The following is a 22,810-nucleotide window of genomic DNA, read 5'->3' as shown; positions in this document are numbered from 1 at the left end:
CCTGCTGCTGGAGCGGATCGCCGACCGCGACAAACCGACGGTCCAGCCCCACCGTTCGTCACCTGGCTGCCCGCCGGCGGCCCCAACTTTTTCGACCGCCCCCTCCCCCGGCCGGGCAGGGCCCGCCTTCAGCGGTCGAGCGGCTCGTAGTCGAACCAGTCGAAGTGGACGGAGCCGGTTGAGGCGAACATTCCGAAGACGCGGCCGGTGAAGCCGCCCGCGACCTCCGTGGACAGGTATTTGCCGTCGAGTGAGGCGAGTTCGGCGAAGCTGCCGTCCGGTTCCTCCACGCCGATCGAGACGGTGTCGGGGCCGGTGCGCGCGTCGTTCAGCGTCTCGACGGCGATCACCTCGATACGGAGGACCACAGGTCCGGGCGGTACCGGCCGGGACACCACGACCGTGCTCAACGGGCCGATGCGGGCCCGTACTTGGACCTCGCCGGACGCCACCTCGATGTCGTAGTGGTGCTGCTCGTCGAGGCGTACGGCCAGGCCGCCGCGCCCCTCCCCCACGTCGAGCAGGGTCCGCACCCGGCAGGACTGATGCTGCTGCCGTCGGCCGACGAACGTCACGTCGGTGTCGTCGAGGGAGGCTCCGCGGGCGCGCAGGGTCAGCCATCCGGGCCGTTCCTTGGTGGTGCAGTCCTCCGCGGGGCGATGGCGCAACGAGACCCAGTGCGGGGCCAGTTCGTTCGAGTCGAACTCGTCGCGGACCGGCGTGATGGGGCCCGGCTGCAGCGGCCACGGGGGTACGGGCGCCTCAAGGGACAGTTCACCGACGACCGGCCAGTCCTCCACCCAGGTCACCGGTGCTAGGAACGTCTCGCGGCCCAGCACGTGCCAGCCCGGGGTGCCGCCGCCCGGCCGTACTCCGAGGAGCACCATCCACCAGGAGCCGTCGGGTGCCTGGACCAGGTCGGCGTGGCCGGTGTTCTGGATGGGGTGGTCGGTGCCGCGGTGGGTGAGGATCGGGTTGTCCGGGCACGGCTCGAAGGGGCCGTCGGGTGTGCGGGCACGGGCGATCGAGACGCCGTGGCAGCGCTCGGTGCCGCCCTCGGCGATGAGCAGGTACCAGTAGTCGCCGATCCGGTACAGGTGCGGCGCCTCGGGGGCCTTGGCGCCGGGCATCCCGGACCAGAGTTTGCGCGCGGGCCCGAAGGTCTCCCCGGTGTACGGGTCGAGGCGGACCTGCGAGACCCCGGCGACGGTGCACCAGCAGGTGCCGTCCTCGTCCCAGGCGAGGTCCGGGTCGATGCCGTGCACCCCGGGCAGCAATACGGGATCCGACCAGGGGCCCGCCGGGTCGGTGGCCGTGACCAGCAGGTTGCCGTCGGCACTGACATTGGTGACGATCAGCCAGAAGCGGCCTTCGTGGTGGCGCAGGGTGGGTGCGTAGATTCCACCCGAGGAGCGCGAGTCCGGCGGCAGGCGCAGTTGGCCGGGCCGATCCAGCGCGTTTCCGATCTGGGTCCAGTGCACCAGGTCCCGGCTGTGGAAGAGGGGTACGCCGGGGAAGTACTCGAAGCTGGAGCAGGCGAGGTAGTAGTCCTCGCCCACCCGGCAGATGCTCGGATCCGGGTGAAAGCCGGGAATGACCGGGTTGTTGATGGTGGTGGTGCCCGTCTCGGGCCTGCTCGACACCCTGATCGAGTCCTTTCACTGGTTCACTGGCTGCGATTCACTGGCTGCGTTCACTGGGTCGGCATGCGACGGCTCAGCCCTTGCGGTGGAGTTTGTACGACCACGATCGACTAGGCCGGCACGGTCTGGCGGGTGGCGCTGCCGGCGGTGTCGGAGCCGATCGAGGTGGCGTTCTTCAGGTACGAGTACACGGTCGGGGTGACCGTGGCGGCATTCGCGGGGTCCTTGTTGATGAGCAGGACGCTCACAGGCGGGTGCGGCGTCTTTGAACCAGCCTGCGCATGTGCCCTCCAGCGGGATGACGAGCGGCCGGGTGGACGGGAGACGCGCACCACCGTCCAAGAGCTGGACGCACTTGGCAAGTGTCGTTGCACAGATGCGAAAGTTTCGGAACTCCCGCGGGTCTTACTTCATCGGAGCGGTACTCCCCCGGACCGTCAGGGTCGTCGCGATCTCCAGGCCTGCCTGGGGCGCCTGCTCACCGCGGCCGAGGGTGAGTGCCAGCTCGGTCGCCGCCACCGCCATCTCGGTCAGGGGCTGGTGGACGGTGGTCAGTGGCGGATCCACCCAGGCCACCACCGGCAGGTCGTCGAAGCCGACCACGCTCAGGTCGTCCGGGATGCGCAGGCCGGCCTCGCGCGCCGCCTGGTAGACACCGAGGGCCTGGAGGTCGTTGGCGGCGAAGATCGCCGTCGGGCGTTCGGGCAGGGCCAGCAGGGCGCGCGCCGCCTCGTAGCCGTCGTCGCGGGTGAGGCCGGCATGCACGACGATCTCCGGATCGACCGGCAGGCCCGCGGCGTGCATCGCCGAGCGGTACCCGTCCAGTCGGGCGGAGCAGCACAGCTGGCCCTCGGGGCCGCTGATCATCGCGATGCGCCGGTGGCCGAGTTCCGCGAGGTGGCGGGTCGCGGCGCGGCCGCCGGACCAGTTCGTGGCACCCACGTACGGGACGTCGTCCGGCAGCTCCATGATCGGGTCGAAGACGACGAACGGGATGCCCTTCGCGGTCAGTTGCTCGCGTTCGGCCTCGGAGAGCTGCGCCACCGACAGCACACAGTTCGGGCGCCGGGTGACCGTGGCGTCCCAGGCGGGCGCCGCGCTGTCGTGCAGGCCGAACTCGGAGACCATGACGCCGACGCGGTGGCGGCGCGCCACCCGCTCCACACCCCGGATGATCTCGACCGCCCACATGTCCTGGAGTTCGCGGAAGACGAGCTCGACGACATTGCTTCGGCCCGCTCGGGCGGGCTTGCGGTAGCCGTAGCGGTTGATCAGTTCCTCGACGCGGGCTCGCGTGTCCGCGGACACACCCGGCTTTCCGTTGAGCACCTTGGACACGGTCGGCACCGACACCCCCGCCGACTCTGCGATGTACGCGATCGTGACCGACTTGGGCGTGTCACGTTCCTCGTGCTGCCGATCCGCCGGTCCCTCTGTTGCGTTGTTCGCCAAGGCGGCCTTCCCGATCATGGAACCGCTCACGCCCGACGCGGGCCTGACGCGAAAACCGGTTGAACAGCGTCATACGGGTCCGCGTCATTCTCGCATTCTCTACCGACGATCCTGTGACCCCGGACACATCTTGATGGTAATTTCTCCGCCGCTCGCAACGAAAGTTTCCATCGAACCCGGCTCGCATTTCCCCGCTCGGTCTGCAGGCACTCGGCACGGGCCGGCCGTGCCGAGTGCCTTCGCGGGAGGCCCCCGTCAGTGCAGGCCGCGCTCCAGGCGCTCCGCCACCAGCTTCACGAAACGCGCGGGCTCCTTGGGCTGGCCGCCCTCCGCGAGGACGGCAAGACCGTGCAACAGCTCGGCCGTCTCCACGAGTTCAGTGCGGTCCTCGCGCTCCTGGTACGCCTGGTTCAGGCTCTCCACCAGCGGATGGGCGGCATTGAGCTCGAGGATCCGCTTGGTGGTCGGGACCTCCTGGCCCATGGCCCGGTACATGTTCTCCAGCGCCGGAGTCAGATCGTGGGCGTCGGAGACGACACAGGCCGGGGAGACGGTCAGACGCGTCGACAGGCGGACGTCCTTCACGTCCTCGGCCAGTTGCTCCTTGAGCCAGCCCAGCAGACCGGCGTAGGCCTCGCTCTGCTTCTCCCGCTCGGCCTCGGCCTTTTCGTCGCCCTGGACGTCGAGGTCGATCTCGCCCTTGGCGACGGACCGCAGCGCCTTGCCCTCGAACTCGCCCACCGCGTCGACCCACACCTCGTCGACGGGGTCGGTGAGCAGCAGGACCTCGACGCCGCGCGCCCGGAACGCCTCCATGTGCGGGGAGTTCTCAAGGCTCTGCCGGGACTCGCCGGTCATGTAGTAGATGTCGTTCTGGCCGTCCTTCATCCGCTCCACGTACTGCTGGAGGGTGGTCGCCTCGTCCTCGGAGTGCGTGCTGGCGAAGGACGCGACCGCGAGCAGGGCATCACGGTTGTCGGGGTCGCCGAACAGCCCCTCCTTGAGCACGGCGCCGAACTCCCGCCAGAACGCCGTGTACTTGTCGGGGTCGTTGGCCTTCATCTCCTTGACCGACGACAGGACCTTCTTCGTCAGCCGGCGCTGGATCATCCTGATGTGCCGGTCCTGCTGGAGGATCTCGCGGGAGACGTTGAGCGAGAGGTCCTGCGCGTCGACGACGCCCTTGACGAAGCGGAGGTACGGCGGCAGCAGCGCCTCGCAGTCGTCCATGATCAGCACACGCTTGACGTAGAGCTGGAGGCCGCGCCGGAAGTCCCGGGTGAACAGGTCGTGCGGGGCGTGTGCGGGCAGGAAGAGCAGGGCCTGGTACTCGAAGGTGCCCTCGGCCTGCAGGCGGATGGTCTCCAGGGGGTCGCGCCAGTCGTGGCTGACGTGCTTGTACAGCTCGTGGTACTCGTCGTCGGAGACCTCGTCGCGCGAGCGGGCCCACAGCGCCTTCATCGAGTTCAGCGTCTCGGGCTCGGGCGTGTCCTCGCCGTCGCCGCCCGGCTGCGGGACCAGCCGGATCGGCCAGGTGATGAAGTCCGAGTACCGCTTGACGATCTCCTTGATCTTCCAGGTGGAGGTGTAGTCGTGCAGCTGGTTCTCGGCGTCGGCCGGCTTGAGGTGGAGGGTGACGGCGGTGCCCTGCGGTGCGTCGTCGACGCGCTCCAGGGTGTAGGTGCCCTCGCCGCGCGAGGACCAGCGGGTGCCGGCGGCCTCACCGGCGCGCCGGGTCACCAGGGTCATCTCGTCGGCCACCATGAAACCGGAGTAGAAGCCGACGCCGAACTGCCCGATGAGCCCCTCGGCCCCGGCGGCGTCCTGGGCCTCCTTCAGCTCCTTGAGGAAGGCGGCCGTCCCGGAGTTGGCGATGGTGCCGATGAGGTTGCCGACCTCGTCGTACGACATCCCGATGCCGTTGTCCCGCACGGTGAGCGTACGGGCGTCGGGGTCGAGCTCGATCTCGATGTGCAGGTCGGAGGTGTCGACGTCGAGGCTGTCGTCCCGCAGCGCGTCCAGACGCAGCTTGTCGAGCGCGTCGGAGGCGTTGGAGACGAGTTCCCGCAGGAAGACGTCCTTGTTCGAGTAGACCGAGTGGATCATCAGCTGGAGCAGCTGACGGGCCTCTACTTGGAACTCAAACGTTTCGGTCGGCATGGCTCGTGTGTCCTCGCAGGTCCCTAAAGTGCCAGGTCAGGTGAGAGTCACTGTAAAACATGGCAGGCGGCGAGCGGGGGGACAGGTTGTCAATGGCCCCCATGCCGACAGTAATTCGCCCCGCAGCCTCTGGCGCAACGCACGTGTCACCGGATATGTCATGTCTCGGTCATCGTCGGCACGCCCGTGCCGGAGTGAAGGGAACCCCCCGTGCGCCTGCGCCCCCTGCGCGTCCTGTGCTGTTCCGCCGCCCTCGCCCTGTCCACCCCCGCCCTCTTGCCCGGCACGGCCTCGGCGGCGGTCCCCACCTCCTCGGTCTATCTGCAGAACTACACCACCGGCCGCAACGCCGCCGACGTCGGCGGCACCGTCGCCGCACACAATCCCAAGGGCAACGAGGACCACCAGCAGTGGACCCCGGTCGCGGTCGGCGGCGGCTACCAGCTGCAGAACGCGGACGAGTCCGGCACCTGTCTCGGCCGCAGCGGCACCTCCGCGGTCACCGCCGGCTGCGGCGCCGACGGCACGACCTGGTCGATCACCTCCGGCGCCGACAGCACGTACACGATCACCGCCCCCGACACCTCGCAGTACCTCACCGGCTCCGCCTCCGACGCCGGCGCCGTACAACTCGGCTCGGCCGGCGACCTCGCCCGCTGGTACCTCACCCCGGTCACCTACGCCACCACGGCGATGCCCTCCGCCGACACCCGCACCCTGGACCAGGTCACCTTCCTGACCGCGCACAACGCCTTCGCCAACGGCGTCGACGGCAACTTCGCCACGTGGCCGGTCAGCTGGTTCCCGAACCAGAACTACGGCATCAGCAGGCAACTGGCCGACGGCGTACGCGGCTTCATGCTCGACGACTACACCGTCAACGGGCAGGCCGTGCTCTGCCACAACAGCTGCGACGGCGTCAGCAGCCCCGTCCCGCTCGCCACCGACCTGCAGCGCCTCGTCGACTTCCTCAAGGCCCACCCGGGCCAGTTCGCCACCGTCTTCCTGGAGGACTACGTCTCCTCCGACGTGCTGAAGGCCTCCCTCGCCTCCGTCAGCGGACTCTCGGACGTGCTGTACCGGCCCGACCAGGAGGGAGTGGCCACCAAGGGCTGGCCGACCATGGCCGACCTGGCCGCACGCGGCAAGCAGCTGCTGATCTTCAGCGACCGGACCCGGGCGAGCGACACCGCGAGCGGCTGGAACACCCGCAACACCTTCGGGGTGATGTACCAGCGCGAGTGGACCGTGGAGAACTACTGGTCCATGGGCGGCGGAATCGGTGCCTCGGACTGGTCCTGCTACAGCCGCTGGGACACCCGCCCGCTCAGCACGGACTCGTCCGCCTTCCACCCGCTGTTCGTGATGAACCACTTCCGCGACTACACCATCGGCTCCACCGCGCAGACGGACAACGGCAAACTCCTCAACCGCGCCCAGAACTTCTGCACACCCGCCGCCCGCAAGAAGCCCAACTACCTTGCGGTGGACCGCTACGACCTCGGCTCCCCGAGCCCGCTGACCACGGTGGGCAGCCTCAACACGTACGTCCTCGCGCCGGGACAGTGACCGCCGACCGGTTCCGCACAGGTGTGGAATGCTGCGGTCCCAGGCACTGTCTCCAGCAGAGAGTGCACCCCCTGCCGGATGGACCGCCTGGAGCGTGATGAACACCGCAAGCCGACCGTACGACAGAGCCGTCCCGCTCGCGTGGTCCGAGCACGGGGCCGGCGCCCTGACCGAGTCCGTCACCGCCCGTGTCGTCTGAGCCCGACCGGACGGTCGACGCGGAACGTGTCAGGCGGGACATCCTCGACGGGGCGGCGGGCGCCGAGCCGTACATTCTGCGCGGTGCCCGCATCACCGGGGCGTTGCTCCTGGGCGGGGCGGAGATCAGGCGGTCCCTGCGGTTCGAGGCATGCCAGTTCGACGAGGCCGTCAGCATGGAGGGGGCGACGACGCTCGGGGTGAGCGTCGTCGACTGCACGCTTCCCGGCTTCCGGGCACCCACGGCACGGTTCGGCGGGCGACTCGACCTGCGCCGCTCGACCATCGGCGGGGACGGGCAGCACGCCCTCGAACTCGTGCACGCGGACATCGCGGGAGCGCTCCGGCTCGACGGGGCCCGGCTGATCGCGCCGGGGCGGATGGCGGTGGATGCCGGTGGCCTGGTGATGCGCGGCGGGGTGTTCTGCGAGGACGGCTTCGTCGCCGAAGGCGAAGTCAGCTTCCCCGGGGCCGAGTTGCCCGGCGGGCTGTGGATGCGCGGGGCGCGGATCACGGTGGGCTCGCCGGACGCGTTCGCCTTCCACGGGGACATGCTCAGGGCCTCGACCGTACGGCTGTCACGGGGGTTCACGACCGACGGCAGGATACGGCTGCGCAGCGTGCGGATAGAGGACCTGCTGACCTTCGACGATGCCGAACTGCTGGGCTCCGGTACGTCGTTGATGTGCGTGGGGATGCAGGCCGGGGCACTCGACCTGCGGTTCCGGTACCGGCCCGCGGGCGGCGTGAACCTGCGCACCGCGCATGCGGACCGTATCCAGGACCACCCGTCGACCTGGCCGAAGACGCTGGGCCTGGACGGGCTGACGTACGGCTGGCTCGGCGAAACCGCGCCCACCCGGCGTGAGGACGTGGAGAACCGGCTGGCGTGGCTGCGTCACCAGCCCGTCTACGTCCCGCAGCCGTACGAGCAACTCGCCTCCCACTACCGCAGATGCGGGCACGAGGACGAGGCACGGCGGGTGCTGCTCGTGCGGGAACGGCGCCGCCGGGCGACGCTGGGCCCCGCGGGCAGGGCCTGGGGCTGGCTCCTCGACTCCACGGTCGGATACGGGTACCGCCCGTGGATCGCCGGGATCTGGCTGGCCCTGCTCACACTGATCGGCTCGCTCGTGTTCGCGGCGCACACCCCTGTGGCGAACACGAAGGACGAGGGCACGCCGTTCAACCCGGTCGTCTACACCCTCGACCTGCTGGTGCCGATCGGCGGCCTCGGCCAACGCGACCACTGGCACTGGGCGCAGGGCGGTGTGCAGGGACTGGCGTACGCACTGATCGCGATCGGCTGGGTCCTGACGACCGCGGTGGTGGCCGGGGTGACCCGGACGCTGAGCAGGAACTAAGCCACGAGAAGGGGATCCACGTCCGCCGGGCGTCGGAGGCGGAGTTCGCGCCGCTGAAGGAACGTCATGACCTCGCCGCGGACGATGCGCGCTTCACCCGGGCGAAGGTCCCCGGTCGTCGTGGCCTCGTTCTGGCCGGTCTGACAGGCCTAAGCCGCCCGGAGGTCCGGTCTGCCATTTTCTGTTATGCCAATTGACACACCATTAAATGCCGCCCTAGGGTCCCGCCCATGGAGGAGCGCAAAGGACGCGGTCGACCGCGGAAGGATCCGGAGCGGCTTGCGCGATGGACGCCGCCCGAAGGCTGGTCCCGGCTGGTCGCCTGGATCTCACCCGAGGAGAAGAAGGCGCTGAAGAGGGTTGCCGTCGAGGCCGAGGTCTCGGTCGCGGACCTGGTGCGCGCACTGGCCGGCGGCCTGGCGTGCGGTGCCATCACCCACGAGGAACTGATCGGCCACGTCAGGAAGGGCATACAGGTCATGGAGAAGATCCCCACGCTGTTCGAGCGGGACGGTGACTTCCGGGTCGTCAACCGGCCGCGGGTGGAGTGCGCATGGGTGTTCGACGGCGAGGGGACTCCGACGGAGAAGCTCGACGGAACCAACGTCCGCCTCACCGTCCGGGCCGGCCGGCTGGTACGGGTGGAGAAGCGGCGCAACCCGAGCAAGCTGCAGAAGAGCCAGGGCATCAAAGACGGCTGGTACGTCGACACCGTCGAGGGCGCCGCGGAGGACAAGTGGGTCCTCGCCGCCGCCCGCAACACGGACGTCACGTCGTGGCCGGACGGCGAGCACTCCTGCGAAGCGCTCGGCCCCCGCATCCAGGGCAACCCCCTGCGGCTGGACGACCATCGGTGCGTGCCGTTCAATCTGAAGGTGCCGGTCTACCAGGGCGTGCCGCGCGACTACGTCGGCCTCCGTGACTTCCTCGCCGAACTGGAGAGCCGCTTCGTCCCCGGCGCCCTGGCCGAGGGCATCGTCTTCCACCACCCGGACGGCCGCCGCGCCAAGATCAAGCGCAAGGACTTCCCCGTCTCCGCCTAAGTCTTGTCCCGTAAATGATCTACGACGTGCTGGCTGACCTGCACGCCTTCTCGGTTACCCGGCGAGGGCGAGGTTGTGCAGGCGGGCGATACCGAGCATGGCGTGGTGGACACCGTCGCCCTTGAGGCGGCAGTCGCGAAGGATCTTCCAGGTCTTCATGCGGGCGAAGGCGTGCTCGATGCTGGCGCGGACTTTGCGATGGGAGGCGTTGTGTTCTTCTTTCCAGGCCGGTAGTTCGCCGTGGCCTTTCTCTCGGCGGTGCGGGATGACCAGGCCGGTGCCCCGGTAGCCGCCGTCCGCGATGACGGGGGTCGTACCGACGGCGGCTTTCGCCCCGGACAGTTCCCATGCCTTGCAGTCGTTGCGGTTGCCGGGCAGCGGTCGGCCGACGGCGACGACCTGGCGGGTGTCGGCGTCAATGACGACCTGGTGGTTGGTGGAGTACCGGTAGTTTTTCGACTGCTCGGCGACGGCGTGGTCGCGGGTTGGGACCAAGGTGCCGTCCACGATCAGCACGGTGTCCTTCCGGAACCGTTGGCGCTGCTGGAGCGCGAGCGAAGGGCCGAGGCGGTCGATGATGCGGTCGGCAGCCGACTTCGATCCCCCAAACAGCGGGGCCAGCTGCCGCAGCGTCAGGTTGGTGCGCCAGTATGCGGCGACCAGCAGGACCCGGTCCTCCAGCGGCAGGCTCCACGGCCGGCCCTTACGCACCGGGTCCGCGCCTTCGCGCCGCAATGCGATGATGAGCTTGCCGAACTGACGCGGACTCAGCCCAGTAAACGGGGCTATCCCGGAGGGCTCCGACGCCGTGATCAGACCAGGCACGACAAGATCATGTCACTCGCGACGCAGCGAGTCCTCAAGAGCGTCGAGGCGCCGTGCGAAGGCATCGGGTGCCGCCGCGACGGTGCTCTTGCTGATGAGGTTTCCACCTGTGTGCTGCTTCTGCGCGACGTTGATCACCGTGTACGAGACCCTCGCCCCCGCAGGCACAGCAGTCACTCGATACTCACCCCGGTACCACCAGTCGCCCTGCATGACCGCGGTGAGGCACTGTGGATAGACGGCGAACTTCGTATGCCCGTCGCTGGGCGCAAGCTGAGTAACCAAGAGGTCGAAGACCTCGGCGGGATCGGCGGCCACATCCCGGTCAAGCTCCAGCAACACCGTGTGTAGGTCCGGCCTGGACAGCGGGGCGCCTTCTGCGCCAGCTATGTGATCCGTCATAGCGGCACGATAGCCACAATGCCTCGTCCCGCCTGCGGTTTCGGGACACCGCCTAGAAACCAGGAGCCCCCTGAAGCCGCGTGGGGCAGCGACGAGGGGGACGATCGTGCACGGGAACGCTGGTGGTGCCGGCGTTGGGCTCTGGCTTGATCGTCGTCGTGTTGGGCTACCTCGCTTCCGGTGCAGTTCGGGGCGCGTGACCCTCAATGGCGGACCTGCAGCCGCCTCAGCTGCGGCCCAGCGGTGCGGGCGTGCTCGCCACAGTCAACGGGCCCGAGCTCACGGGGCCGCCGGGTTCGTGGCGGAGTTCGTCAGGGCGTCGAGCTGGGCGGCGAGTTCGGGGTGGTTCGGGGTGAGGTGGGGGCGGGTGGCGTTGAGGGGGTCGATGAGAACGGCGGGGTCGTCGTGGGCGAGGGCCGCGTGGAGTTGGCTGAGCGGGTTGCGGGCCGCGGTGGGGAGGTCGGTGAGTGCGCTGATCTGGCCGGCGATACGGCGCAGGTCGGCTGCGTTGCGGCGGGCCCAGGCGGCGGTGGTGCGTTCGAGGGCGCGGCGCTCGCGGGTGGCCTGGACGCGTTGTTCGCCGGTGGTGCCTGCGGGACCGGGCCTGCCCCGCAGATAGCGGCGCTCGGCGGCCTGGCGGCTGGAGACTCCGAGGGGGTGGGCGAGGTCGGCCCAGCTGGCACCCGCCTCGCGGGCGGTTTCGATCAGGCCGGTTTCCCATTCGGCGAGCTGCTCGCGCACCTGCCGCAGCAGCAGAAGGGAGGCCAGGGCCTTCTCCGGGGCGACCTCCCGGGTGTCCGGGGTGTCTTGGTCCTCGTGCCGGGCGGCCTGCAGGGCGTCGTCTATGGCGTGCAGAGCCGCCGCGGCGGCGAGGAACGACGTCGGCCCCGGTGCGCCGATGCTGGACGATTTCGGCTGGTCAGCCGTGGTCATGAGCACCTCCTCAGTCTGTCATCCTTTGGACGACGCCTCGCTTGTCATCCATTGGATGACATGCTACAACGGTTTCCGTGAGGCGCATTGGCAGCAACTGCCCGACCTTCCTGGAGGTGTTTTCCGATGTTGATGCGCACTGCCCCCTTCCGTGAGCTGGATCGGCTGGCGCAGCAGCTGATGGGTCCGGGCACATGGTCCCGGCCGTCCCCGATGCCGATGGACGCCTACCGCGAGGGTGACGAGTACGTGGTGGCCTTCGACCTCCCCGGTGTCAGCGCGGACGCGATCGACATCGACGTCGAACGGAACATGCTGACCGTCAAGGCCGAGCGCCGGCCCGCGACGAAGGCCGACGACGTACAGATGGAGCTGTCGGAACGGCCGCTCGGCGTCTTCTCGCGCCAGCTCGTGCTGGCCGACACGCTGGACACCGAGCACATCAAGGCCGACTACGAGGCAGGCGTGCTCACCCTGCGCATCCCGATCGCCGAGCGCGCCAAGCCCCGCAAGATCACCATCGGCGTCGGATCCGACCGCAAGGAGATCTCCGGCTGAGCGGGACAGCCGAAGACGGAACCACGGCGGAGGACAGGCACCTGATCTCCCCCCGGGGCCTGTCCTCCGTTCCCCGAGGACCGAGGAAGGGTGGCGGCCGACGTGACTGTGCGACGCGAAGCGTTCCTCAACCATGTGAAGGAACGCGGCGAGTACGCCACCCTGCAGGAAGCCGACCGCGCGGCCCGCGTGGTGCTCGCCCTGCTGGGCGCGCACCTGGTCGGTGAGGTACGCGCCCGGCTGGCGGCGCGTCTGCCGGAGGACTTCGCACTGATACTGCTCAACCCGCTGCAGAGCGCCGAACCGCTGTCCCCCGAGCGGTTCGTGCGCGCGACCGCGGCCTGGATCGAAGGGGCGACCGAGCAGACCGCCGCCTGGGACGTCAGCGCCGTCCTGTCCACGGCCGCCGACGCCGCCGGCGACGACCTCCTCAAAGAGATCCTGCTCCAGCTTCCCGCGGGCTACGACCTGCTCTTCGGCCGCTTTCAGCCCACCTGACCACCCATCCACCGGTGACCGCGCGCCGGTCGCCACGACCCCGGTGACAGAAAGGCAACCACCGCAGTGATGTCCGACCACAGCGCACCGTCCCAGCAGCCCTACGGAAGGGCGTACGAACAGATGCTGGAAAAGGTCCGCTACGACGGCGCCTATCCGACCCGCGAGAAGGCCGAGCAAGCCGTCCGCCTCGTCCTCGCCGGGCTGGGACGCCAGCTGACCGGCGACGAACGCGTCGACCTCGCCGCCCGCCTCCCCCTCGAAGCCGCACGCATCCTCACCGCCCAGATCCCCGACACCCAGCCGCTGACCGGCTGGGCCTTCGTCAAGGACCTCGCCGCCCGCACCGGCGCCTCCCTGGCCACCACCCGCTGGGACACCGGATCCGTCTTCTCCGCCGTCGCCGCCTACGCCGGCTCCGAGCTCGTCACCCGCATCCTGCGCCAGCTGCCGTCCGGCTACGCGCTGCTGTTCGGCCGCGCGGAACTCGTCCAAGCCGCATAGGCGGGCCGCGCCCTTCCGACATCCCGGCATGCCGGTGACCGTGCCACGTGCGCGGGTTGCGGAGACCGCGCAGTGCGTCCGGTCACCGGCATCGTGCCGACCGCCCCGAGGATCGCGGACAGAGCACCGTCACCAGCGGCTCCGTCATGCGTACTCCGGCTGCCACATGGCGTCCTGAACCTGCTGGATGACATCGTCGAGCGGGGCGCGCGCCACCCCCTCCTCGGCGGCGCGGCGGGCGACCGCCACCGCCACCGTCGCCGACGAGGCGCGCAGGTTCTCCACCTGCGGCAGCAGCGGGGCGCCCGGACCGGACAGCTCGGCCAGGCCCGCCACCGCCTCGGCGGCCGCCTGGAGCATGCCGTCCGTGATCCGGGAAGCCCGCGCCACGACGGCCCCGAGGCCGAGGCCCGGATAGAGCAGGGCGTTGTTGGCCTGCCCAATCACGTATGTGGTGCCGTCGAGCTCCACCGGAGCCACCGGGACCCCGGCCGCGACGAGGGCCTTGCCGTCGGTCCACCTCAGGACGTCCTCCGGCAAGGCCTCGATCCTGTCAGTGGGGTTGGACAGGGGCAGCACCACCGGTCGTTCCACATGCCCGGCCATGGAGCGGACGACGTCCTCGCTGAAGGCCCCGTGCACGGTCGAGGTGCCGACCAGCACGGTCGGGTGCACCCGCTCCACGACCTCCTTCAGCCCGATCGGCCGCTCGTGGCCGCCGGACCATTCCTCGTCCGGGCGGGCATAGACCCGCTGGTAGTCGCGCAACCCGTCGGTGGACCGCAACAGCAGGCCCTGCCGGTCCACGCACCAGACGCGGGCCACCGCCTCCTCGCCGTCCAGGCCGTCGCGGACCATGGCGTCGCGCAGTTGGTCGGCGATGCCCACCCCCGCGGTGCCCGCTCCGAAGACGACCACCCGCTGCTCGCGCATCGGCGTCCCGGACACGCGCACCCCGTTCAGCACACAGGCCAGGGTGATGGCGCCGGTGCCCTGCATGTCGTCGTTGAACGTGCACACCTTCTCGCCGTACGTCTCCAGCAGCCTGCGGCCGTTGCCGGGGCCGAAGTCCTCCCAGTGCAGCAGCGCGTGCGGGAACAGGTCGCGCACCGTGTCGACGTATGCGGCGACGAACGCGTCGTAGTCCTTCCCGCGGGCCCGGCTGTGCCGGTTGCCCACGTACAGCGGGTCGTTGAGCAGTGCCTGGTTGTCGGTGCCGACGTCGAGCATGACGGGGACCGCCCGGCCCGGGTGGAGGCCGGCGGCGGCCGTGTAGACGGCCAGTTTGCCGACGGAGATCTGCATGCCGCCCACACCCCAGTCACCGATGCCGAGAATCTGCTCGGCGTCGGTGGCCACCACCAGGTCGACATCGTCCGGACCGAGGCCGAGCGCCTCGAACGCGGGCCGTACGTCCTGCGGGTGGTCGATGGACAGATACACCCCGCGAGGACGTCGGTACTCGTGGCTGTACCGCTTGATCGCCTGCCCCACCGTGGGGTCGTAGACGATGGGCAGCAGTTCCGTCAGGTTCTCGGTGAGCAGGCGGTGGTAGAGCACCTCGTTGCGATCGTGCAGCTGCTCCAGGCAGACGTTCTTGGCCAGGTCGTCCGGCTGGGCCTGCACCTGCTCCCAGGCCCGGCGGGCCTGCTGCTCCAGCGAGAGCACACCCGGTGGGAGCGCCCCCACCAGGCCGTGCCGCTCCCGTTCCTCCCGTGTGAAGGCGACCCCCTTGTTCCGCAGCGCGTCGGTCAGCAGGGCCCGTCCGTGCGGGTCGTCGCGGCGCGAGGACATGAGTACTCCTCCGTCGACTGCATCGTCCCCGCTCCGGGGTTCCCGTGCGGCCCGGCAGCAAACCGGCGTGCCGCACCGCGGCCCGGCATGCGTGGGCCCGGCCGTAATTCGTTTGACCCGGACACGCCTCAACGCTGCACTGTGGCGGGGCGCCGCGGGTCGTGGTGCCGGTATCCCGGGGAGGCAGCGGCAGCAATGGAGATCCGTTCCACGACCGACCAGGACTTCAACGTCTTCGTCGACACCATGCATGCCGCGTTCGGCCGCTTCCCGGAAACTCCGGCCGAGGGCGGCGGCGGGGTGTGGTGGGCGGCGCTCGAAATGGACCGCAATCTGATGGCCGTGACGGCGGACGGGCGGCCTGTCGGCACCGCCGGTGCGTACTCCTTCGAGCTCACGCTGCCCGGTGGGATCCTCGTCCCGGCCACCGGGGTGACCGCCGTCGGCGTCCTGCCCTCGCACCGGCGCCAGGGCGTGCTCACCGCGATGATGCGGCACCAGCTCGCCGAAGTGCGGGCGCGAGGGGAGTTCCTCTCCGTACTGCTGGCCTCCGAGGCCGTGATCTACCGCAGGTTCGGCTACGGCCCGGCGACCTACACGCAGCGGCTGACGGTGCCACGTCACCGAGCCGCCCTCGCCCTCCCCCGGGCGCGCGGAACAGCCGAGGCGACCGGCCGGGACACAGGCTCGGTGGAGCTGCTGCGGCGTGCCGAGTGCGGCGAGATCCTGGAGGAGGTCTACGACCGCTACCGCCGCGCGCAGCCAGGTGCGCTGTCCAGGCCGCACCGCTGGTGGACCTCGGGCGCGGGGCAGCCCCCCATCGCTCCGGCGTCGCGCCACGTGGCCGTACACCGTGACGCCGACGGCGTCCCGGACGGGTACGCCAGCTATGCGGTCGGCGAGGGCGACGCCTTGACGGTCGACGAGACCATCGCCACCGACGACGCCGTCTTCACCGCCCTGGCCCGTTTCGTGCTCGGACACGACCTGGTCCGTCAGGTGGTGTTCAAGCACGTCCCGCCGGACAGTCCGCTGCGCTGGCAGCTTGCGGACTTCCGTGCCGGGGAGGCCGGCAGTGCCATGGACTGGCTCTGGGTGCGGCTGCTGGACGTCCCGCGTGCGCTGACCGCGCGCGGCTGGTTCATGGACGGCGAGCTCGTTCTCGACGTGGACGACCCGTTCCTTGGCGAGCACGGACGCCACCTGCTGACGGTGCGGGACGGCAAGGCCGAATGCGTCCCCACCGACCGGGAGCCGGACCTGTCCCTGGACGTGAGCGACCTCGGTTCGATCTACCTCGGCGGTACGGCCCCGAGCACGCTCGTGCGAGCCGGGCACATCCGGGCCCACCGCCCGGGCGCGGCCGCCCTCGCCGACGCCCTTTTCCGCGCCGAGCGCTCGCCGCACTGCCTGCACTGGTTCTGACCGCGGTTGCGCACCCCCCGAAGTCAGTGGATGTCATGGGTGGGGTGCAATCGGGTGGCGAGCAGGGAGCGTTCGGCAGGGTTGGCGGTGAGCTTCAGGGCCTGTTCGTCGGCCTGACGGGCCTGGTCGGTACGGCCGAGGTCGCGCAGCAGGGCGGCCCGGGTTGCGTGGAAGAGGTGGTAGCGGCCCAACGTCTCGGTGAGCTCGTCGACCAGGGCAAGGGCGCTCGCCGGGCCGTCGGTGTGGCGGACGATGACGGCCCGGTTCAGCCGCACGACGGGCGACGGGTCGACGGCCAGCAGCATGTCGTAGAGCGTGAGCAGTTGCGGCCAGTCGGTCGCCTGCCAGCCGGGGGCCTCGCAGTGGACGGCGGCGATGGCGGCCTCGATCTGGTAGGGGCCCGGGCGGCGCAACGCGGCGGCCCGTTCGATCAGGGTGACGGCGCTGTGGATGCGGGCCGAGTTCCACAGCGATCGGTCCTGCTCGGCGAGCGGCACCAACTGGCCGTGACGGTCCAGGCGGGCAGGCCATCGGGCGGCATGCAGGCGGATGAGAGCAAGCAGCCCGAGGGGTTCGGGCTCCTGTGGCAGGCACTGGACGAGCAGCCCGGCCAGCCATTCGGCGTCGTCGACCAGTTCCCGTCGTACGCCCACGTCTCCGCCCGTGGTCAGGCAGCCCTCGTTGAAGACGAGGTAGACCACGCGCAGTACCTGCTCCAACCGGGCGGCGCGTTCGGCGGGCTCCGGGCTGCGGTAGGGGATGCCGGCCTTTGCGATCTTCTGCTTGGCGCGGGTCAGGCGCTTGGCGAGGGTGGCCTCGGGCAGCAGGAAGGCGCGGGCGATCTCGGCCGTGGTCAGCCCGGCGACCGCGCGCAGGGTCAGGGCCACCTGGGCATCGGCATCGAGGGCCGGGTGACAGCAGGTGAAGATCAGCCGCAGGCGGTCGTCGGGTTCCCGCTCGGCCGTGGCCGGCAGTGCGGCGATCTGGGCGAGCTTGTCGCGGTAGCGGCCCTCTCGGCGAATGCGGTCCAGCGCCTTGTTGCGGGCGCAGGTCAGCAGCCAGGCGCCGGGACGCTTGGGCGGTCCGGCGCTCGGCCAGCGCTCAAGGGCCTCGACGACCGCCTCGGCGACCATCTCCTCGGCGAGGTCGAAGTCGCCCAGGAGACGGACCAGGCTGGCGGTCAGCCGGCCCGCCTCCTCGCGGAAGACCCGCTCCAGCAGCGAACGCGCGGCCGCGCCGCCCGGGTCAGCGCTCGACGACAGGGCGCACCTCCACCTTCCCGTCCGGCATCGGGAAGCTCGCGGCCAGCTCCAGGGCGGCGTCCAGATCGGGCACCTCGACGACCGCGTAGCCGCCGATCGCCTCCTTGGCCTCCAGCAGCGGACGGTCGATCAGTGTGGAGTGGCCGTCCTCCAGCACCACGGTGGTCGCGGTGTCCGGCTCGCGCAGCTGCTGCGCCTCCACGATCGTGCCGTCGGCCCGGTGCTTGGTGAACCACTCCATGATGCGGCCGTACACCTCACCGCGCTCCTGTTCGGAGCCTTCCTCCTGCCATGCGCCCCGGGTCAGCAGCAGCACGTACTTCATGGCTTCCTCCTCGCTGGCGGTGTCTCTCCATCCTCACGACGAACAAGGCGGCGCCAAAAGGACAGGGCCGGTCTGCCGAATCCTGCGGCTGCCACTCCGCGCGGGCGCTGCAGCTCGGCGGCGGTCTTGGCCATGCCGATCGACGCCGGTCCCACTTGGCTTGCTCGGCCAGTACGCGGCATGGGGCCTTGGCGGGTTGAGCGGGCGCCTGGGTGCGACGGTGGGCGGGGTGGCAGGGGTCGTGGCCGGACTCGGCGTCGCGTACGCCGACCAGTGGGGGTCCTCTCCGGAACTCTCGGTGCGGCGAGCGTGGTGAGCGCTTTCGCGGTGCTCGGGCGCCGTGTGGAGGCAGGGCCGGGCGGCCTGAGGTTCCGCACGGTCCTGCGGTGGCACAGGCTGCAGTGGGAGCAGATCGCCCGCTTCGAGGTGGTGCGGGTAGCCGCCGCCGACCACCGCTTCCACCACCAGTCTCCGTGTCGCGGCCCAGTTGCGTGACGGCTCCGTCGTCTGGCTGCCGGTGCCGTACGTCGGCGCCGAGCAGGTGCGGTCGGTCGAGGAGCAGGTGGTCCAGCTGCACGCACTGCGCCGCCGCTACTCGCGCGAAGTCACGCCGCATAGCCAGTAAACCCTTTGAGAGGGCTCGCGATCCCTCCTAGGTTGGCCTGCGTGACCTTCGAGGTGCCCTACCAGCCGCTTCCGGTCGACCAGTGGGACGTCCGCTACGCTCACGGCCCCGACTCGGCTGTCCGGCCCGGGGTGCCGGTCGGCGAGACGATCGAGTTCGACTGGAACGACAGCGCGATCTACCCGGGCACGTCCCGGAAGTTCTGGGTCCATGTGCCCGCCCGGTACGACCCCGCACAGCCGGCGTCGCTGATGGTGTTCCAGGACGGATGGTGGTACCTGGACCCCGAAGGAGAGGTCCGTGGCGCAATCGTCTTGGACAACCTCGTCCAGCGCGGCGACATCCCGGTCACCATCGGCGTGTTCGTCGACCCCGGTGTGTTCCCCGGCGCCGAGGAGCCCAAGAACCGCAACACCGAGTACGACGCATTCGACGACCGCTACGTCAGTTTCCTCCTGGAGGAGATCATCCCGGAGGTCACCAAGCGCTGTTCGGTCGCCGAGGACCCGGACCGGTGGGGCATCTGTGGTGGCAGCAGTGGCGGCAACTGCGCGTTTACCGCGGCCTGGCTTCGCCCGGACAAATTCCGCCGGGTGATCGGGTACTTGTCCAGCTTCACACAGATGCCGGGCGGCAACCCGTACCCCGAACTCATCCCCCGCGTCCCTCGCAGACCGCTGCGCATCTTCATGCAAGCGGGCCATCGAGACCTGCGCTGGAACGAACCCGAGGCCAACTGGCTCGCCAACAACCTGCGTGTCGCGGCCGCGCTCGCGGAAGCCGGCTACGACTTCCGCCTCGTCCTGGGCGACGGCGGCCACAGCCCCAACCACGGCGGCGTCCTGCTGCCCGATGCCCTCCGCTGGTTGTGGCGGCCGGACGAGCACAGGGACTGCTGAGCACCGCAGACGGAGGCGCAGGTTCGAGCGTCCGCGGAACGACCCGCCATCCTCGACAGACCCTCAGTTGTCCGCCCACGGCCTCGGCAACGTGGCTCTGAGCTGGTGCTTTCCTGATTTCCGCCTAGACCAGGCGTCGCAACGAAGCGTGGGCGGGCGGGCCCCAGGTGGTCTTGCCGCCCGGACGGCCGTGAACGCCGGCCTCTCCGATGAGCATGCCGCTGAGGGCTCTCAGCACCGCCCAGCCGCGGGCGCGGCGGCGGGTCGCTGCGTCCGCGCCTGGCTGATAGGCGCCGTGGAAGCGGCCGACGGCGCCGTCCGGCAGCAGTATCCACGCCGCGGCGAGGTCGCAGGCCGGGTCGCCCGCGCAGAGGTCGCCGAAGTCGACCACGCCGCAGACGGTGCCGTCCGCGGTGAGGACATTGGCCGGATGCAGATCGGCGTGAAGCCACAGCGCCGGCCCTTTCCACTCAGGCGCTGCGACGGCGTCCTCCCAAACTGCGCGTACGGCGTCCGGGTCGGGGACCAGCCCCATCTCGGTGGCCGACGCCAGCTGCTGGGCGAACCCCTCGGCGCAGTCGGCCGGCGGGCCCCCGCGGCCGCGGCCGACAGGTGCTCCCTCGGGCGCAGGCCGGTGCAGAGCGGTCAGGAAGGCGGCCAAGGCGTCGGCCGCCTCCTCACCGCGCGTGACGGGGGCACGGTCGGCCGGTGTTCCCTGCACCCAGGTGGTGACGATCCAGGGCCGCGGAAACCGCTCAGAGGGCTCGCCGAGACGCTGCGGGACGGGGACCGGCAGGGGAAGGCCCGGGGCGAGAGCGGGAAGCCAGGCATGCTCTTTGCGCAGCAGCGCGTCCGCTGACGATGTCGCCCAGGGCAGCCGTACGGCGAGATCGTCACCGAGCCGCCACAGCTGGTTGTCCCAGCCGAACGCGCCGAACCTCAAAGGGTGATCGGCCAGGTCGGGGTGCTGGTCGCGCAGAAGATCCCGGACCAGCTCTGCAGTGATCTCGATCTCGGCATGGGGCATGCCGAGCCACGTTATCCGAGCCACATTATCCGGGCCGCTGAGTACGCAGCGGCTTCCCGGCTCAGTGCTGCCACGCGTCCGGGCCGCCGCCCCGCCACTCGACCAGCCCGGATTCCCGCACCCACGCCTCGTCGGCGTCCTCCAGACCCGCGAGCTGCAGGAACTCGACGATGTCCAGCAGCCCGTATGCCATCCCGCGGAAATGGTCGCCCACACGGACCCTCCGCCCGCCGTCCTCGGCGGGCGGGTAGATCACGATGGGCTGTGCGTCCGCCATGGCACCAGGGTGCGCTGTGTGACGGCCGGGCGCATGCGGGGCACTCGTGGCGCTCCAGGGCAGCTGTCGCCGGGTGCGGATTCCTGTCTGCCGGCCAGGGGCGCCTGCCACCGGCAGGTGACCCAGCCGCCGGCTGCCGCGTGCCCGCGTCGCGAGCGTGCAAGCCCCTGCTGGACGCCGTCCGTCTGATCACGTCGGAAGGCTGATTGCCGCGCCTGCGGCTCGCCCTCCTTACCGTGTCGCCACCCGGTTTCGCCGTCCGCTTGTCACGCTCGGAGCAACACCGGCACCGCGGGACTCATCTCCCGCAAATAGAACAGTGATTCCCCCGTTCCGGCCCTGCGCCGCTGCCATATTCGAAAGCCACTTCGGAGGTGGCTGTGACGCGAGAGGCGACAACATCCCGTGCCGGGGAGACGGCGACGTGCGTTCCCGACCGTACCGCCGGGCGCATCGCCGAGCTGGAGGCCCGTCGGGTGCAGGCCGTGTCCTCGGGCGGCCCGAGGCGGCGCGGGGAGTTCAGTGCCCGGGAGCGGATCGAACGGCTGCTGGACGCGGGGTCCTTCACCGAGACCGGCTTGTTCGTGCGGGCTCGACCCTCCGGGGACGGCGCCCGGCGTCCGTACGGCGACGGGGTGGTGACCGGGCACGGCACGGTCGACGGCCGTGCGGTGTGCGTGTTCGCGCAGGACTCGGCGGTCTTCGGCGGCAGCATGGGCGAGGCCTTCGGTGAGAAGACCGTGGCGCTGATGGATCTCGCCCTGCGGATCGGCTGTCCGGTCGTCGGGCTCAACGACGGCGGCGGCGCCCGCATCCAGGAGGGCGTCGCCTCGCTCGCCCTCTACGCCGAGCTGGTGCGCCGCAATGTGCGCGCCTCCGGGGTGATCCCGCAGATCTCGGTCGTCCTCGGGCCGTGCGCCGGCGGTGCCGCCTACTCCCCCGCCATCACCGACTTCACCGTGATGGTCGACGGCGCCTCGCACATGTTCGTGACCGGGCCCGACGTCATCGAGGCGGTCACCGGCGAGCGCACCAGCGCCGAGGACCTGGGCGGCGCCCGCACCAGCAACGCGGTGAACGGCAACGCACACTTCCTCGCCGCCGACGAGCAGGACGCCTTCGACACCGTACGGGACCTGCTGTCGTATCTGCCCCCCAACAACCTCGCGCGGCCCCCGGAGTACGCGCCGGGGCAGGTGCCCGGCGGGGCCCCGCTGGACGAGGTGGTGCCCGATCGGCTGGGGCAGGCCTACGACATGCGGGACATCCTGCGCGCGATCGTCGATGACGGTGAACTCCTCGAAGTGCAGGAGCTGTTCGCGCCGAACATCATCTGTGCGCTGGCCCGGGTCGAGGGCCGGTCCGTCGGGGTCGTGGCCAATCAGCCGCTGCATGCCGCCGGGGTCCTCGACATCGACGCCTCCGAGAAGGCGGCACGTTTCGTACGGTTCTGCGACGCGTTCGGTGTGCCGCTGCTGACCTTCGCCGACGTGCCGGGCTATCTCTCCGGGGTCCGCCAGGAGCAGGCCGGGATCATCCGGCGCGGCGCGAAGCTGCTGTACGCGTACGCCGAGGCGACCGTCCCGAAGGTCACCGTGGTGGTGCGCAAGGCGTACGGCGGCGGGTATGCGGTCATGGGCTCCAAGCACCTGGGCGCCGACATCAACCTCGCCTGGCCCACCGCCCGCATCGCCGTGATGGGCGCCGAGGGCGCGGTGGGCGTGCTGCACCGGCGGGAACTCGCTGCCGCCGACGACCCCGAGGCGCTGCGGGCCCGTCTGGTCGCCGCGTACGAGAGCACCCACGGGACGCCCTATCTCGCCGCCGAGCGCGGATACGTCGACGACGTCATCGCCCCGCGCGACACCCGCGCCCATGTCTGCCGTGCCCTGCGCGCGCTGCGCGGCAAGCGGGCCCCCATGCCGGAGCGCCGGCACGGCAACATCCCGCTCTGACCGGCGAGTTCACCTGCCCCCTGCGACCGCAGTGACCCGAGAGCCGTACCCCGCGACGTTTGGAGCCATGCC

At 70.4% G+C, this 22,810-nt stretch carries 22 protein-coding genes; 10 read left to right on the top strand and 12 right to left on the bottom strand.

The features are described from left to right. Positions 1-128: 128 nt before the first annotated feature. From ABD355_RS15870 to htpG, 4 genes are all read right to left on the bottom strand, one after another. Positions 129-1,643 carry a glycoside hydrolase family 43 protein gene (locus tag ABD355_RS15870; protein ID WP_344400934.1) on the bottom strand — a complete coding sequence of 505 codons (1,515 nt, stop codon included), beginning with the start codon at positions 1,641-1,643 and terminating at the stop codon, positions 129-131. Positions 1,644-1,753: 110 nt separating this feature from the next. After that, positions 1,754-1,891: a hypothetical protein gene (locus tag ABD355_RS15865; RefSeq protein WP_344400933.1), complete on the bottom strand. Its 138-nt coding sequence runs from the start codon at positions 1,889-1,891 to the stop codon at positions 1,754-1,756. 157 nt (positions 1,892-2,048) lie between these two features. Beyond that, a complete protein-coding gene (locus ABD355_RS15860; RefSeq protein WP_344400932.1) occupies positions 2,049-3,113 on the bottom strand; it encodes a LacI family DNA-binding transcriptional regulator in 1,065 nt (354 codons plus the stop codon). A gap of 237 nt (positions 3,114-3,350) precedes the next feature. Beyond that, entirely contained in the window at positions 3,351-5,255 is a 1,905-nt protein-coding gene (htpG, locus tag ABD355_RS15855) for a molecular chaperone HtpG (RefSeq protein WP_344400930.1), read from the bottom strand. A 216-nt stretch (positions 5,256-5,471) separates the two neighbouring features. On the opposite strand from htpG, the gene ABD355_RS15850 reads away from it, so the two are divergent. From ABD355_RS15850 to ABD355_RS15840, 3 genes are all read left to right on the top strand, one after another. After that, positions 5,472-6,824, top strand: a complete 1,353-nt coding sequence (locus tag ABD355_RS15850; RefSeq protein ID WP_425585755.1) for a phosphoinositide-specific phospholipase C-related protein — start codon at positions 5,472-5,474, stop codon at positions 6,822-6,824. A 188-nt stretch (positions 6,825-7,012) separates the two neighbouring features. Continuing rightward, complete coding sequence (locus ABD355_RS15845; RefSeq protein ID WP_344400929.1) at positions 7,013-8,386, top strand: oxidoreductase; 1,374 nt, start codon at positions 7,013-7,015, stop codon at positions 8,384-8,386. A 230-nt stretch (positions 8,387-8,616) separates the two neighbouring features. After that, complete coding sequence (locus ABD355_RS15840) at positions 8,617-9,429, top strand: hypothetical protein (protein WP_344400928.1); 813 nt, start codon at positions 8,617-8,619, stop codon at positions 9,427-9,429. 54 nt (positions 9,430-9,483) lie between these two features. Here ABD355_RS15840 and ABD355_RS15835 read toward each other — a convergent pair whose 3' ends face one another. The 3 genes from ABD355_RS15835 to ABD355_RS15825 all read right to left on the bottom strand — a co-directional run bounded on the left by ABD355_RS15835 (position 9,484) and on the right by ABD355_RS15825 (position 11,589). Next, on the bottom strand, positions 9,484-10,254 hold the full coding sequence (locus ABD355_RS15835) for a transposase (RefSeq protein ID WP_344400927.1): 771 nt from the start codon (positions 10,252-10,254) through the stop codon (positions 9,484-9,486). Between the two features lie 12 nt (positions 10,255-10,266). Next, positions 10,267-10,656: a hypothetical protein gene (locus tag ABD355_RS15830; RefSeq protein ID WP_344400926.1), complete on the bottom strand. Its 390-nt coding sequence runs from the start codon at positions 10,654-10,656 to the stop codon at positions 10,267-10,269. Between the two features lie 279 nt (positions 10,657-10,935). Next, positions 10,936-11,589 (bottom strand): type III effector protein, encoded by a 654-nt coding sequence (locus ABD355_RS15825; RefSeq protein WP_344400925.1) that lies wholly within the window; start codon positions 11,587-11,589, stop codon positions 10,936-10,938. A gap of 126 nt (positions 11,590-11,715) precedes the next feature. Between ABD355_RS15825 and ABD355_RS15820 the strand changes: the two genes are divergently transcribed. The 3 genes from ABD355_RS15820 (at position 11,716) to ABD355_RS15810 (ending at position 13,149) form a co-directional block, all read left to right on the top strand. Continuing rightward, entirely contained in the window at positions 11,716-12,147 is a 432-nt protein-coding gene (locus ABD355_RS15820; protein ID WP_344400924.1) for an Hsp20/alpha crystallin family protein, read from the top strand. Positions 12,148-12,249: 102 nt separating this feature from the next. Next, positions 12,250-12,645 (top strand): DUF2267 domain-containing protein, encoded by a 396-nt coding sequence (locus ABD355_RS15815; RefSeq protein WP_344400923.1) that lies wholly within the window; start codon positions 12,250-12,252, stop codon positions 12,643-12,645. Between the two features lie 69 nt (positions 12,646-12,714). Further along, positions 12,715-13,149 carry a DUF2267 domain-containing protein gene (locus tag ABD355_RS15810; RefSeq protein WP_425585743.1) on the top strand — a complete coding sequence of 145 codons (435 nt, stop codon included), beginning with the start codon at positions 12,715-12,717 and terminating at the stop codon, positions 13,147-13,149. Between the two features lie 144 nt (positions 13,150-13,293). Here ABD355_RS15810 and ABD355_RS15805 read toward each other — a convergent pair whose 3' ends face one another. After that, a complete protein-coding gene (locus ABD355_RS15805; protein ID WP_344400921.1) occupies positions 13,294-14,943 on the bottom strand; it encodes an NAD-dependent malic enzyme in 1,650 nt (549 codons plus the stop codon). A 195-nt stretch (positions 14,944-15,138) separates the two neighbouring features. Between ABD355_RS15805 and ABD355_RS15800 the strand changes: the two genes are divergently transcribed. After that, positions 15,139-16,368, top strand: a complete 1,230-nt coding sequence (locus ABD355_RS15800; RefSeq protein WP_344400920.1) for a GNAT family N-acetyltransferase — start codon at positions 15,139-15,141, stop codon at positions 16,366-16,368. Between the two features lie 23 nt (positions 16,369-16,391). Here ABD355_RS15800 and ABD355_RS15795 read toward each other — a convergent pair whose 3' ends face one another. Further along, positions 16,392-17,630, bottom strand: coding sequence for an RNA polymerase sigma factor (locus ABD355_RS15795; RefSeq protein WP_425585754.1), 1,239 nt, complete (start codon positions 17,628-17,630; stop codon positions 16,392-16,394). Beyond that, positions 17,614-17,955: a YciI family protein gene (locus tag ABD355_RS15790; protein WP_344400918.1), complete on the bottom strand. Its 342-nt coding sequence runs from the start codon at positions 17,953-17,955 to the stop codon at positions 17,614-17,616. The genes ABD355_RS15795 and ABD355_RS15790 overlap by 17 nt, the downstream gene beginning before the upstream one ends. Positions 17,956-18,442: 487 nt before the next feature. Between ABD355_RS15790 and ABD355_RS15785 the strand changes: the two genes are divergently transcribed. Both ABD355_RS15785 and ABD355_RS15780 read left to right on the top strand, forming a co-directional pair. Continuing rightward, a complete protein-coding gene (locus tag ABD355_RS15785; protein ID WP_344400916.1) occupies positions 18,443-18,580 on the top strand; it encodes a hypothetical protein in 138 nt (45 codons plus the stop codon). A gap of 41 nt (positions 18,581-18,621) precedes the next feature. Continuing rightward, the gene (locus tag ABD355_RS15780) at positions 18,622-19,479 is read left to right on the top strand and encodes an alpha/beta hydrolase (protein ID WP_344400915.1); all 858 of its coding nucleotides are present in this window, start codon (positions 18,622-18,624) and stop codon (positions 19,477-19,479) included. 124 nt (positions 19,480-19,603) lie between these two features. On the opposite strand, the gene ABD355_RS15775 is transcribed toward ABD355_RS15780, so the two are convergent. Next, a complete protein-coding gene (locus tag ABD355_RS15775; protein ID WP_344400914.1) occupies positions 19,604-20,506 on the bottom strand; it encodes an aminoglycoside phosphotransferase family protein in 903 nt (300 codons plus the stop codon). Between the two features lie 61 nt (positions 20,507-20,567). Next, positions 20,568-20,783, bottom strand: coding sequence for a hypothetical protein (locus ABD355_RS15770; protein WP_344400913.1), 216 nt, complete (start codon positions 20,781-20,783; stop codon positions 20,568-20,570). A gap of 380 nt (positions 20,784-21,163) precedes the next feature. On the opposite strand from ABD355_RS15770, the gene ABD355_RS15765 reads away from it, so the two are divergent. Then, positions 21,164-22,738: an acyl-CoA carboxylase subunit beta gene (locus tag ABD355_RS15765; RefSeq protein ID WP_425585753.1), complete on the top strand. Its 1,575-nt coding sequence runs from the start codon at positions 21,164-21,166 to the stop codon at positions 22,736-22,738. Positions 22,739-22,810: the final 72 nt, after the last annotated feature.

The organism is Streptomyces longisporus, from assembly GCF_039532765.1.
Taxonomy (GTDB): Bacteria; Actinomycetota; Actinomycetes; order Streptomycetales; family Streptomycetaceae; genus Streptomyces; species Streptomyces longisporus.
This window is presented reverse-complemented; position numbering and strand designations above follow the sequence as displayed.